At 43.1% G+C, this 13,370-nt stretch carries 11 protein-coding genes; 4 read left to right on the forward strand and 7 right to left on the reverse strand.

The features are described from left to right. Positions 1 to 342 precede the first annotated feature (342 nt). The 3 genes from AWU77_RS00640 (at position 343) to AWU77_RS00650 (ending at position 3,588) form a co-directional block, all read left to right on the forward strand. Complete coding sequence (locus AWU77_RS00640) at positions 343 to 1,023, forward strand: YkgJ family cysteine cluster protein (protein WP_062057675.1); 681 nt, start codon at positions 343 to 345, stop codon at positions 1,021 to 1,023. 214 nt (positions 1,024 to 1,237) lie between these two features. Then, complete coding sequence (locus AWU77_RS00645; protein ID WP_084617882.1) at positions 1,238 to 2,212, forward strand: HNH endonuclease; 975 nt, start codon at positions 1,238 to 1,240, stop codon at positions 2,210 to 2,212. Between the two features lie 128 nt (positions 2,213 to 2,340). Continuing rightward, a complete protein-coding gene (locus AWU77_RS00650; RefSeq protein ID WP_062057680.1) occupies positions 2,341 to 3,588 on the forward strand; it encodes a hypothetical protein in 1,248 nt (415 codons plus the stop codon). 157 nt (positions 3,589 to 3,745) lie between these two features. On the opposite strand, the gene AWU77_RS00655 is transcribed toward AWU77_RS00650, so the two are convergent. After that, a complete protein-coding gene (locus AWU77_RS00655) occupies positions 3,746 to 4,426 on the reverse strand; it encodes a hypothetical protein (protein WP_152625211.1) in 681 nt (226 codons plus the stop codon). A gap of 117 nt (positions 4,427 to 4,543) precedes the next feature. Between AWU77_RS00655 and AWU77_RS00660 the strand changes: the two genes are divergently transcribed. Beyond that, positions 4,544 to 5,095, forward strand: coding sequence for a TetR/AcrR family transcriptional regulator (locus tag AWU77_RS00660; protein ID WP_193747462.1), 552 nt, complete (start codon positions 4,544 to 4,546; stop codon positions 5,093 to 5,095). 121 nt (positions 5,096 to 5,216) lie between these two features. On the opposite strand, the gene AWU77_RS00665 is transcribed toward AWU77_RS00660, so the two are convergent. From AWU77_RS00665 to AWU77_RS00690, 6 genes are all read right to left on the reverse strand, one after another. Further along, positions 5,217 to 5,921 carry an HNH endonuclease gene (locus AWU77_RS00665; RefSeq protein WP_062057689.1) on the reverse strand — a complete coding sequence of 235 codons (705 nt, stop codon included), beginning with the start codon at positions 5,919 to 5,921 and terminating at the stop codon, positions 5,217 to 5,219. A 240-nt stretch (positions 5,922 to 6,161) separates the two neighbouring features. Continuing rightward, complete coding sequence (locus AWU77_RS00670) at positions 6,162 to 6,920, reverse strand: hypothetical protein (RefSeq protein WP_062057692.1); 759 nt, start codon at positions 6,918 to 6,920, stop codon at positions 6,162 to 6,164. Between the two features lie 15 nt (positions 6,921 to 6,935). Further along, positions 6,936 to 8,786, reverse strand: coding sequence for a DUF4157 domain-containing protein (locus AWU77_RS20545; RefSeq protein ID WP_238582279.1), 1,851 nt, complete (start codon positions 8,784 to 8,786; stop codon positions 6,936 to 6,938). A gap of 51 nt (positions 8,787 to 8,837) precedes the next feature. After that, complete coding sequence (locus AWU77_RS20550; protein WP_084617883.1) at positions 8,838 to 10,013, reverse strand: DUF4157 domain-containing protein; 1,176 nt, start codon at positions 10,011 to 10,013, stop codon at positions 8,838 to 8,840. Positions 10,014 to 10,095: 82 nt separating this feature from the next. After that, entirely contained in the window at positions 10,096 to 12,246 is a 2,151-nt protein-coding gene (locus AWU77_RS00685) for a PDC sensor domain-containing protein (protein WP_062057695.1), read from the reverse strand. Next, positions 12,236 to 13,369, reverse strand: coding sequence for an ABC transporter substrate-binding protein (locus AWU77_RS00690; RefSeq protein WP_193747463.1), 1,134 nt, complete (start codon positions 13,367 to 13,369; stop codon positions 12,236 to 12,238). Before AWU77_RS00690 ends, AWU77_RS00685 begins: the two co-directional genes overlap by 11 nt. Position 13,370 lies beyond the last annotated feature (1 nt).

The raw sequence follows: 13,370 nt of genomic DNA on the forward strand, positions 1-13,370 counted from the left end.
TTTTGGCAGGCAGCAAGGTGCCCTCGAGCCTCAGCCCGAAAAAATAGCGTTGGAAACGGATACATTTATCCCGACATGTCGGACTGCGCGGCGTGGATCGCACACCTGGCCAGTTGACAAAAATGGTTGTGAACCTAGCTCTATCCAGAGTTATTGTTATTTCATTAACAGAGTGCAGTAAAAGCATCACTGATGTGGCGCAATTCCAGCTAGCTATAGTTAAATCCATTTGCTGCAATTTAACCAGCCTGCTGCATACGTATTCAATAATCACATTTATAACTGGCTGTGATACTAAAAAAACATTATCGCCATTAACTACTTTCATTTTGCGATGCCCCCATGACAAACGATTTTCAACAAGCCGCACTCAACGAATTTCAAAAATCTGCCAGCCAACTTGCAAAAGGTAAAGACGCAAACGCCGCATTAACAAAATCCTATGAGCGCTACGATAATTTAATCGCTAAAACGATCGAGGCATCTTCCATCAAACCAGCGTGCAAAGCAGGCTGCGCATTTTGTTGTCATTACAAAGTAGAAGTGCGCGCCCATGAAATGTTGTTAATCAAGGATTACCTCAGCAAAACGTTTAGCGCCGAAAAAATTGCAGCTGTACTTGCAGAAGCCGAAACGAACGCAGCGATTATCCGCACTCTCACTCCCGAGCAACATCTCACCACCAACATAAAATGCCCAATGCTGCAAGATAATCAATGCAGCATTTATCCCGTGCGCCCATTCCGCTGCCGCAATTTCCACTCAACCGATGCCAATGCCTGCGAACAATCCCACGGCGACCCAAGCAATATGGAAATCGCCACCGGCATGATTGAAGATGTCGCGATGTTTGCCGATGCCCACACACAAGGTTTTGAAGCAGCAGCAGAACAGACAGGAAAAGATGCGCGGGTTTATGACTTTACGACCGCGCTGCTAGAAGTATTTGCTGATGCAAATGTGCTTAAACGTTATCAGCGCGGTAAAAAAACGCTTCAACAAGCGATAGAAATTAGCACCTAGTCAGCAGTGTAATAGGGTGTAATTTATGCTCGTGTTAAATGCGGTTATTTTGCACTATGGCACAATTCAGGTTGTGCGAGCCGCTGAAGGTCGTAGAAGTGCCCGAAGCGGAAGTTGGTTTATCCTTGGATACCAATCTCGTTAAATATAACCCGCTTGAATATCAGTTTTTAATAGCGTTATAAAAATATTCGATCTGAAGAGGTATTAAAGTTTGCACAATCTTTCTAGCAGTCCTCATCGCTGTGCTTTATGCAATGTCCCATTGAGCGAAACTAATGATACTGAGGAACATATTATTCCAAATTCAATTGGTGGCAGAAGGACTGTGCGAGGATTTATCTGTAATCCTTGTAATAACAATCGTGGTGATCATTGGGATAATGCTGTGGCAAAGCAGTTTACGAGTATCGCATTGATAACTGGGATAAAACGACAACACGGAGATGTCCCTCCGATCAAATTTGAAGATAAAGATGGAAAAACAATCGCTTTGAGTGCTGATGGTCAAATGAAACTTACAGGAAAAGCCGTCGTTACTGAGTCCGTTGGCTCCTCCGGCATTACTACTAACATACGTGCGGGGACAGACAAGGAAGCTGATAAAATTGCTGAAGGATTTTCAAAAAAATATAATAAGCAAGGCATCAATAACATTGAATATTCTAAGAAATATATAGCTGAAGAAATTTCAGAAGATGTTGAATTCGAATTTTCATTTGGTGATAAAGGTTCAGGAAAATCATATGTAAAAACCGCAATGGCGTTGGCATCAAAGAATGGAATTAGTATTGATGAGTGTGAATGCGCTAAAGATTTTTTAGTAAATGATGGTTATCCATGCTTTGGATACTATTATGCAAAAGAAGTGTTAATCAATCGGCCAGAATTTTTACATATTGTCACATTGGAAGGAAACCCAAAAGAAAAACTTTTGCTTTCTTACATAGAGTATTTCAGTTTTTTTCGTATTGTTGTTTGTTTATCTAGAAATTACCTAGGGAAAGCATTCAAGGATTCATATGCGCTTGACCCAAGAGCTGGCGGTCAGTTAGACATAGATTTTAATGTACCACTTAGCGCATGCGAAATAGAATCACTATACAATTGTGACTACTACAACCCAGAAGTGCTTGGAGCTAGCCTAAAAAATGTGTTGAGCCTCAGCCCACGTAAGATGCAGAGTTGATAAACACTCGTTTGTGATCTTAGTGTCCGTTCTTGGCCGATAATTAAGCGGTAAAAATTGAGTTATCTAACCCTCAAGTTATTTGGTTGCCGTCCAAACGCAAGCAAACCTTCGAATGCTATTACCTTATGACAGAATCTAAATCTTATGCTCTATCACTTGAGACTTTGCCTGCGCTTGATTTTTCACACCATTTGGAAGATCTGATTGAATTGCGCGGGTTTCTTGAAATGCGAGGAATCAGCACCAAGAATACTAGAATAGAGCGATACATTTCTTACCTGAAAAAAATAATTGAACAAAACTCGTTTAATGCGGAGAGTATTTTCAAGAATTCTATGGGTGCTCCATTTAATAGTAATTTAGATTGGATGCTCTATGTGTTGCGCGAGATCCATGAATTGATGTGGATATTGAAAGGTCTCAAAGTGCATATCCCTCCAGGCATTAATGAGAAGCTGAATATCATTGTGAGTGGCAGAGATTTTGCTGCACTGGATTCCGATACAAGTTCTAGAAACACTCAGTTCGAATTAAGAATAGCGAGCTATTTCTGTCAGGCAGGCTGCGATGTAGATCTTTCGACTGATACCGATGTAATCGCGCTATCGGATAACCAAGCTTTTTACGTGGAGTGTAAAAGAGTTAGTGGTTATAACCAGCTGTCAAAAAGATTAGCCGAAGCAAAAAAACAGTTGCGATTAAGGATGCCTAAGAAGAATGGTAAACGCGATATATACGGATGTATTGCCGCCGATATTACAAAATTGGCTTTTTCGCACAATGGATTGACTCTAGGCGCAACCAATGAGCACTCTAGAGATGTTATCCAAGAAAAGCTCTTAGAAATTGTGGGTCGGTTTCAAGAGCGTCAGCTTTTTGAAGACTGTCGTAATGTCTCCAGCTATTGGTTTCAGATACATATCCCCTCGTTAATTCTTCAGCCACCCACTACAGCCACCAGATTCTCGTCATATCATGTATTTGATGAGAATATGAACCGTAAACAACGTAGAGCTGCAAAGGAATTTATCAATATTTTTGAATCAGTATCGAAGGGAGATCCGAGAGAAACTCCATCAAAGCGGCTAACTCCAAGGAATACATTCACTTTTCCCAAAGGAACGCTCTTCAGCTTTGCAGATGAACTTCCTGCCATTCTTGCGGGTGATGCCACTAGTCGAGAAGAAATAGTCGAGGATATCGCAAGTATTACAATTAATGACCAAGTACATAAATTCTCAACATATGACATTTGGACGATTCCCGCTCACATTAAGGAGGAATTACAAAACCTAATGAAAAAGGATCTTGTTCGGGCACAGGTTGAGTTAGTGGCGAAAATGTATGCCCAGCGATTCCCTTACGAGCAATAATTCCAAGAAAAGAATACACAAAAGCAGCACGAAATAATTTAAATTTGATTGGTTCTTGTCTAATTGATCAATGTCCGCAATTGGCCGAAACCGGAAACCCACCCAAAGTGAAATTCTATTTTACTTTGGGTAGGTTTCCCTTCAAAAAAATAGTTTCCTAACTCTTCTTTCTGCGCGTACTCCACAACAAACAACACCCAAGTGCACTAAACCATAGGGTAATCATTAATACAAATAGGCTCATTCCTTTCACATTTAAAGGCCACTTACCGGTAGCCAATACGAGCAAGCTGGCACCGCCGAATAATAAACCTGCTACTCCCACCCAGCGAAAGAAACTTTTATCTCGAACCAGATTGCTGCTCCAACAGATCAGCGAGCATAACCATGCAAAGGCTCCGGCATTCGCTAGCACTTGATTCGATTGCATTAATAGGCGTGATTGAAATTCGAAAATTGCCAACTGCTCAGCGGTGCTGGTCTCTGCACCTAGCAGCATAGCGGGTGCGAGAAAACCACTAATCAATGCCGCTCCAGCTATTGCTAATCCGCCCACTGTAAATAAACCACTTCCAAGCCAAACGATGGGGGTATTTTTTGCGGCACCATAGAGCGTAAATAACCAAACGTAGATGAGTACCACCAGAATTAATAAGCCGTGCACATGCATAGTGAGCCCGGCAATTTGAGCCATTTGTTCAATTTGTGCGTGAGGTTGTGAAGCGTTGATAGTTGGGTGATGAGCCATGCCCGCATTCGCCAGTATGGACAGGACAATTAAGCTCCAACCAATAAGGCGGTAATAGGAATTTATTTTTTGTTCATTTTCATTTAACACAATGCCTCCAAAGAAAATCATTTAAATGGAGTGCCAGCCTAACAAGCGCTTATAGATAGTTGGCGGACAATGCTATTAGAATGTCCGGCATCTAAAACAAAACTTTGGGTAAATGGTGTGACAGAAGAATTTGAAGGAGACAAGCGCACCGAGCGTACACGGTTAGCGTTACGCAACGCGTTTTTTGAATTGGTGTTATCGCAGCCTTACAGTAGGATAAAAATTGCCGACATCATCGCCAAAGCTGATGTGGGGCGCTCGACGTTTTATGAACATTATAAAAATAAAGACGATCTGCTCTATGCGAGTTTGCATTGGCCTATGACTGTTTTGGCCTCTGCTATGTTACCGCCGAGTAAAGTGTTGGATGTACAGGGGATACTGGAGCATTTTTGGCAGAACAGAAGTTTTGCTCGCCCTATATTGACGGGAAGTACACGTAAGCATGTTAATCGCTGCCTTAGCCAGATACTTGTCGAGCAATTACACAACATGTCTTCGCCTTCACAAAATCGCTATGTCCCTGTATCCGCTATTGCTCAGGCGCTAGCCGCAACGCAACTCTCTTTATTAAGCGACTGGCTAACCGGTGTCTATGCCACAACACCAGATAAGCTTGCGCAACAGTTAATGCTTACCAGCAGAGCGATTGCTATTCCTACTGTGTGATCATAAATAAAGAATCATCGCATGACTGCCAACTTGCAAGGCATACAAGCCGCTGACATTTTCCGCGACGCTTATCATTTTTACGCAACCAACGACGACCTGTTACCCCAAGCCAATAATGTTACTCGCCATCGGCGTCATCGTCGTCCTCACTCCAGTTTGCGTAACCGCCATGATGGCCAAAACCACCATGAACATACATGTCAACCAATTCCATATTGTATTTTCCCATTTGATGATGCCAGGTCAGTTTTCCTTTTCGATCCGACGTACTTTTACCTATTGCACGATCCCCTAATCCAAAATGGCGCGGTCTGGACATACTACCTAACAATGATGGGTCTATATTCTCTTTTGTTGCTTGAGCACCAATTTCAACGGATGTCTGAACTGGGTTGCTACCTTTGTCGGTACTGTGTGGATAAATATTATTTGAAAATGAATCAATCACATTGCCATTAATATTAAACCGGAACCATTTTGTGCCCTGCGTGGGCGTAGCAATTTTTTTACTGGCAGTCTCAGTGGATGTAGCATCATTTTTATTCTCTTTTACATCTGTTTTTGCCTGTACTACGCCAGCAGACAAGCTCGCTGCAATATTTAACGGCGTTACCTGATGGTTATTCATTTTGGCTTGCAACGCATGCAAACCTTTATTTTGTGGGCTTTGCGCCAAAAGAGCTTGCACAGATTTTAGTTGCGTAGTCACCGAACGCGAATCCGCAAACGGCAGATTGGTCCCGGTATGAAGTTGTGTTGGCTGTTGCATCGCCTGATCTGCTTGCTTGGTTCTTTCAGCCTTTGAAGGTATCTGGGTTTGCATATTAGTTAAATCCTTTGGGGAATTTGATACCAGAAGATTAGATAGTAAATCCCATTTATTGCACTATCACAGCTTGGGATGGACGACGCCCGTGCCCGTCCGTTTGAGATTATCGCTTGGGTGGTTTTACTTGATCATATGCATTGAGTCTGTATAAATTCTCTGTAGCTGTTTATGATTAATCTCCTCTAGGCAGGATAAACAGTTACACAGATTTACTTGCAGTCTCGGAATTACACATTAGATCAGCTTAATCCACCAAGTACCACCGCCATCATTTTCTACTCCCTCCCGAAATGTATTTTCGTGGGATCGCCACAGTGGATATGTTTCTTCAACATTGTCCATATTTCTGCTATTACCTTGGTTAAACGCAGGATTTTGAGGAAATACCCAATCGTCGTCATTACCAAGCCCACCATTTTGACGACCAAGCTTATGGCCTGCATCCCAATAACGTCCAGATTTATAGGATCTATCTGCCTCTGGGTTCTCAACTTCATAGGCATATTTGTTGCCAGTCACAGTGTGTGTTGATATTTTTGTCGACTTTGCCGAGGCGTAATCAAATCGAACTGCATCGGGCTTAAAAGTCGATGGATTATTGACATAATCGCGAGTCCCCTGTGATGTACCCGTTCCCGTATCTAGATCAGAATCTAATACAGTGAAAAGATCACCACCCAAGTGACTGGTTTTTGTAGGCAAACGCTGAACAACATTGCCTGCACTATCAACCAAAGGGTTTTCCATTTTTCCTTTTTTAAAAGAATCTACTAAGTGCTGCCTGGCTTGATCTTCCGGTAGTTGAGTTAGATGCACTTCCCTGACATTTTCTTCCGATGGCTTTTTTTGAGATACATGTGATGAATGCATCATCCCTTGCTGTTTTAATTGCACAGCAGTCGATGCACGTTGATCCGAAAATGTGGGTGTCGTTATTGAGCGTGCAGGACTTTGAGCTGGTTCTTGTTGTGATTGTTTGCTGATGTAGCTCATTTCCCTCTCCTGACACTATGCTAGTGCCCTATCAATGGCGTCTTCGACGTCCTCAATTTCGCGAGCGGTGAGCGGTCGCATAACCAGAGCTTCATCTTGAAGCAAGGCTCCTAATCGATAGCCAATATATATCATTCTTTCCGGATGCTGTTTGCGCACGCCTGTTAATTTATCTCGCACACGTTGCTCTTCACTACTGCGAATAACTTCAACTCTTGCTGCATTACCTAAAGTATCAGGTGCATTCACACGGGTTTCAAATTCTTCAGAGACAATTTCATTTGCCTCCTGCTCGTTTTCCACTATTTCTGATTCCACCAACTCCCTTTTCACTTCAGTATCCATAGCTTTATTCATATCTTCGATGCGAGTTCCAGCGCCTGCTGGGTCTAGTTGACCGCGATCGACCTTTTTTCCACGCTCATTTATTAAAAATTCGGCTATTGCGGGTGCATCCATATTCGCGTCTACATCAAAGTTGGACGCAAGGAAGCGAGTGTTTTGTTTTGGCGGTCCTTTATAGCCTTTCATGAGGGAGCCACCGTAGAAAATTTCCCAGTTTTCATTGTCAATTCGTTGCTCCCAGTTCCGTTGGTTTCCTGGCGTGTTTGGTGATGCATCACCCTTATGGTTTTTTGCGACTGCTTTTAGAGTGTTTCGCCACCATCGCCACAACCTGGTGATGGCTCTATCAACGGCGCCTTTGGTTTGCAACCATCGCTCCCGCCATAACTCGGTGCCTGTCTCTTTTAAGGATTCTCCCTCTTCCAGATATCCCCTATCTTCAATAATTTTTTTACCATGAGTAGCAAGAAGTAGCAGATCTCTTGCCAAATCATCCATATCGCCCAAATAGTTTTGCTGGAGATTGTCTTGGGTTTCATTGCTTGTCACATTGCGCATTGCTGATTTGTAGGTCTTGGCATGACCCTTCGCTTCCGATTGCAGATCAACCATCATTTGGCGCAACACAGCAGTGTCTACCTCCGGATCTGGGCCTCTATCCTCCAGTACCATAATCACATCGTGTAGCATATGCATTGCAAGACGATATTCTTGATGCTGGGGCACATCATCCGGTCGCATCTGATCTTCTTGTAATTCCCTTATGCCGTTATTTTCTTCTCCTATCTGATCGGGATCGATTTCTTCGTTAGCGGAAAATTTACCAAAGTCCTTGGTTCCAAAACGAAAGCCTTGTGCACCAATGCCGCCCTCGATTTCTTCACCTTCGTCATCGTCAACCAGCTGCGCAGTCGGGGAATTTATTGTTGAAGTTTTATTAGTTTGAATATCAATACTTTTTAACTGCAGTGCTTTTGCGCCCATCACATCCGCTTCATGTTCCAGCCCCGCATCATCATTCACCGGCACACCGGCTTTCATTTGCATAGTGGGTTGTACACGCCCCTGCTTCTGCTGCACAACATGCCAGGCTTCGTGCGGTAGATGTTGTTCTTGACCGGGAGCGACGTGGATGTCAGTTCCCTGTGCATAAGCGTGGGCATTTAGTTGTGCGGGTTGAGCTGAGTTGTAATGGACTTTTACATCATCCATGGAATAGCCGGATAAATTTTCGATACCGGATTTTAAATTGTCGGGCAGACCAGTGTTGTTGGGTTTTGCAGCAGCAGATTCTTGCAATTGTGTTGGAGTTTCGCTTTCAAATTTTCCTTGCAGTGGCTCATCCTCGGCGCTTATTTGTTGAATCACGTTCGGGGAGTGTGCTGCTTGCATTATCTGTTGCTGTTTGAGTTGCACTGCGGTTGAGGCGCGCTGATCAGACAACATAGAAATAGGTGATGTGAGAGCCTTTTTTTGCGTCGGATCTATATTTTTCCTGAGTTGCTTGCTTGTATAGGTCATAACTTGGTCCTTAATTCTGTTCAACGTTTATAACCGGCCTGAAATATTACTTTATATATTTGCCAAATGATTAATCACAATATCGTCCACTCCTGCTTTCTTGGTTACACCAACAGCACATTCTCTGGCAGCAGCCTCTAAAGTGCGAGTAACCGGTTTGCCCGCACCATTACCGGCTATAGTTTTGTCGTACTGTGTCGTAGTAATCGTTGGCCTGATTTCCTTATATCCTAGAACAGGTGTTGTTTCGACAAAATCATGCGCGTCATTATTAACTGCTGCAATAACTTCAGCACTATCAGAAATAAAAGTTGTTTTTGGTTTTTCTTTGCTCGTTGCCCACGCCTCTTGATTTGCTAACGGCACCAAGTGTTTAGCAAGCTCTACAGTTGGCACCTTTGGCGTCGTTCTTACAGACATTAATTGATTTACATTTAAAGCAGGTAAATTCGTCTTCAATGCGACAAGACCACTCTCCACTGGCAAGCTACTCTGTTGGATCGCCTTAGCCCCCATCACATCCGCTTCATTTTCCAAACCCGCATCATCATTTACCGGCACACCCGCTTTCATTTGCATAGTCGGTTGTACACGCCCTTGTTTCTGCTGCACAACATGCCAGGCCTCGTGGGGTAGATGTTGCTCTTGACCAGGAGCGACATGGATATCAGTTCCTTGTGCGTAGGCATGGGCATTTAATTGTGCGGGCTTGGCAGAGTTGTAATGGACTTTTACATCGTCCATGGAATAGCCGGATAAATTTTCAATGCCGGATTTCAAGTTATCCGGCATACCGGTGTTATTGGGTTTTTGTTCACGTTGCGCGGTTGCGTCGGAAGAAAATTTTCCTTGTAGTGGTTCTTCCTCTTCAGCGGCGCGTTGAAGAGGTTCAAACTTTCCCTGAATGGGTTCCTCTTCTTCCATTAATTGTGCGGTCGCAAATTTACCTTGCAGTGGCTCCTCTTCTTCGACTCGCTGCGCCACGAACTTACCTTGCAGCGGCTCTTCTTCCTCCATTAATTGTGCTGTCTCGAATTTCCCTTGTAATAACTCTTCATCTTCAGCGCGCTGCAGAGGTGCGCTTTGCGAGGAGGTCATCATCTGCTGCTGCTTGAGTTGTGCAGCGGTGGAGGCGCGTTGGTCGTTAAATAATTGTACGCTGGGTTTGGCAGCGGCTTCTTGCGCGGATCTGTCTTCGCTGGCAGCTTGGCGGGTAGTGAAGGCCATGGTGTTCTCCCGGGGTTTCCCTGGTAATAGATCAATGATTTAAACATCAACGTTGGTGCGTACCGCTAATTCCTTCTACTGCCTAGTGGCGAAACGCCCAGACAGTGCACATAAACAGAGCGCCGGAAATGGCCGGCCAATAAAACAGTTTAGGCAATAAATTGTCATGGAACTGAATAAATGACAACTGCACCTTTAAGGATAATAAAACCGCATTTGCCGTGATTAATAGAATAATTACATAGGTTATTAAATAGAAATATTCTAAATAGACCACTGAGTTGGCGGCTAACTCATTGCGCATCTGCACATGGGAGATAAGCGCAACAAAAAACAGTGCCGAGCAAGATGCAACTACTCCAGCAGCGTTAAAGCCCAGAAAGTCTTTTTTCTCATCATCGGTAGACATGGTGACGACAATGGCAAAAAGCATCAATACCACCACAAATAGTGGGAATAGGTGCGCAAGAAAGGGATTGATAAAGTTGCGCATAATTTCAATATTGAAATACAGCTCCGGCACGACCCCGCCAGGTGTTTTGCTGGCAATACCGAGACGGGTGTTGTATTGGTTTTCACGCATCTCAAAATAGGAGCGAAACAAGGACCAACCGGATAAAACAAAATCTCTTTCTATGCCTGGCAATGAACGGGTATTCAGGCTGTTGTAAGATTTTAGATCTGGCACTAGCACTATGTTATCGCCAATTTTTTCATGCCAGAGCCTGATCCATACTGATTGCCGGTCTAGCGGAAAAAGATCGGGGGAAAAATTTTCGCGCAAAGTTGTTTCAAAATACCAGCCTTTTAAGGTCTCGCCATTTTTTTCCTGCTCATAAGCTAATTTGATATTTGTTGTAATTGCTTCGGGAAAAACCGTACCAATCTCGTAGTTAGAATCTTGCCCTTCCTGGTAGCGGTGCCAAATATAACCGGTGATATTGACATTGCTGGCGCTGAGAAACTCTATGGACTGAATAAATAATCCGACCGGCACATAAATAGGCGCATCGTCATATGCATTGAGTGAGCGCAATGCATTTTCGCGTTCAAATTTTTCGATAATTGCTTTATTAGCCAATACTACCGATTGACTTTTTGGTGGATTGATAGCGCCATATTCAAGAACCCAAATACTAATAACGCCGGAGAAAAAAATTACCGTATATATTCCGGTATCAATCCACAATTGCAATCTACTGGTTCTTTTACGCCGTAACCGCATACAGCTATAAAATAAAATTCCTATGATAACTAATAGGGTAACCCAATCGACTCGATCATTTTTAGTGAGCTTATGCAAAATGCCAGTATCTCTATTGCCATTACTCGCAGTAGATTCTTCTACCATTTCTGCGATAGTCGTTTTAGAAATTACACTAGTCAACTGCCATTGAGTTGCGGAAATAGTTACGCTGTGTTGCCATGCATCTTCCCCCGTTAACAGATTAACTGTGTTATTCGCTGCGGTGTTAACTGAGGTAATTTGAGAAAGTTGTTGCGTGGTCTGAGCGATACCACTCAAGCTATGATACAACTCACTACCTTGCGCGGTGATAAGATTTAAATAGTTATTATCTTTGATGTCATATTTTTCGATTTGATCATGTAACCATTCAAAATTAATATCGACAAAAACCAAACCAATTTTTTGTTGCTGTGCATTATAGACCGGTGCTGTATAACGAATAATATGCTGATCCAGTGCCGCTTCATAAAAAGGTGTCAGCCATTGGCGCTCATGAGTTTTAGCAATGTGGTACCAAGCTTCAGGGTTATGCAGTAAATCCTGCGGTTGTTTATTACTGACAAAGTAATCGTAATAGCTATCTAGCCGTTCAATTCTGGCGCCTTTGGAGTGCTGCCGAATAAAGGGGGCATAAAGGCGAAAATGAGTCGCGGATGCTTCTGCATCAAACGCTACACCCAGCGCGACAAATTCTGTGTGCTGTAAATAGGTAGCACGAAGATTCTCTTCAATATTACATGGGCTACAAACCGCTGTGCTTAGCAGCGCAGCGAGCTCATCGGCAACAACCGCAATCGCCTGAATTTTATTAGATAAATCCGCTGCCAAAAATTGTGTTTGTTGCTCAGCCCATAATTTTGATTGCTGTTGATTATGCTGATACTTATTAAAGACATAGATAGCTTGAACAACAGCAAACAATATAAGCGCTGCGGTAATGAAGCTTAAGCCAAGTAACAATAGTCGCGGTTTATTATTTAACATTGGCAGCTTCACCTTGCTTTTGCATTACATTTTTATTATGTAATTGTGTCAACCACACTTTATCCATCATTTGATGATCGCCTGCATTACCGGGTAATTGACTCTCCAATTGCACCAAGCTCGCGCGTAAAGTCTGACTATTTACTGCATTTTTAATATTGCGTATTGCCCCTAACAACAATTCTGTTTCTAAATAGCCTTCGTGATACACCTCATTCGGTATTGATCCATAATCATAAACCCTCGCGCTTCCACCATTGGGGTTAGGCACCACTTGCGAGAGAGTGAGATTAAAATCACTCGTTGCCAATTTTTCTGTTAACGCGGTTGCACTGGTAAAAGACAAACTATAAAACCGGGTGGCAGGCGATAAGCGCTGTGCAAAACGAATAAATTCAGCGGTTGGCTCAACCGCGCCCACCAAAATAACAACTTTTGGTTTTACGCTTGCCCTAATAAATTCTTGCAGTGCCGCATTGGTTTTTAAGCTGTTGCGCTCGTAGCGCATTTGCAACACATTTTCCTGGCAGTCATTGCATACTTTGGCTAAGGCTTTTTGCAATGAGGCTAAACCAGCATTGCCAAAAGAATCATTTTGCAAAAATAAACCGATGGATTTAATTGAGATACCTTGTTTAACAATATCCGCAACTATCGCATCCATTTCCTGATCATAACTAGGGCGATAATTAAAGACATAAGCAGCGGGAGGGCTCAGCCGTAATATGTTTGCGCCAGTGTACGCACCGTAAAATACCACTTGTTTTTCGTTGGCAATTTTCCAGGTTTTATCGGCCGTGGGAGTGCCGACATTACCCACAATAGCGATCACCTTATACCTATCAATAAGCTCACGGGTATTTTGTGCTGCAGCTTCAGGATCGTAACTATCATCTAATACAATCAGTTCAAATTGAATACCTTGGCGGCGCCAAAACGCATCGCAATTCGCCTCTGCAATTCGCTGCTGCACTCCTTGTGACATTGACACACCCAGATATTGAATAGGGCCGCTCAATGCCGTACTCATACCTAATTTAATCGTTCTGCTGGCTGCTGGAAATTGTTCGCTACACGCAACGTCTGCACTGGTGTTAATCGCCCAGAGACTAGTATTAAACATT

Origin of the sequence: Cellvibrio sp. OA-2007, from assembly GCF_000953825.1 — a bacterium.
Taxonomy (GTDB): Bacteria; Pseudomonadota; Gammaproteobacteria; order Pseudomonadales; family Cellvibrionaceae; genus Cellvibrio.

Excerpts from the sequence above, each read along its gene's own strand:
- AWU77_RS00640 (WP_062057675.1), top strand. The coding sequence starts at position 343 with ATGACAAACGATTTTCAACAAGCCGCACTCAACGAATTTCAAAAATCT.
- AWU77_RS00650 (WP_062057680.1), top strand. The coding sequence starts at position 2,341 with ATGACAGAATCTAAATCTTATGCTCTATCACTTGAGACTTTGCCTGCG.
- AWU77_RS00665 (WP_062057689.1), bottom strand. The coding sequence starts at position 5,921 with ATGCAAACCCAGATACCTTCAAAGGCTGAAAGAACCAAGCAAGCAGAT.
- AWU77_RS00670 (WP_062057692.1), bottom strand. The coding sequence starts at position 6,920 with ATGAGCTACATCAGCAAACAATCACAACAAGAACCAGCTCAAAGTCCT.
- AWU77_RS20545 (WP_238582279.1), bottom strand. The coding sequence starts at position 8,786 with ATGACCTATACAAGCAAGCAACTCAGGAAAAATATAGATCCGACGCAA.
- AWU77_RS20550 (WP_084617883.1), bottom strand. The coding sequence starts at position 10,013 with ATGGCCTTCACTACCCGCCAAGCTGCCAGCGAAGACAGATCCGCGCAA.
- AWU77_RS00685 (WP_062057695.1), bottom strand. The coding sequence starts at position 12,246 with ATGTTAAATAATAAACCGCGACTATTGTTACTTGGCTTAAGCTTCATT.
- AWU77_RS00690 (WP_193747463.1), bottom strand. The coding sequence starts at position 13,369 with ATGTTTAATACTAGTCTCTGGGCGATTAACACCAGTGCAGACGTTGCG.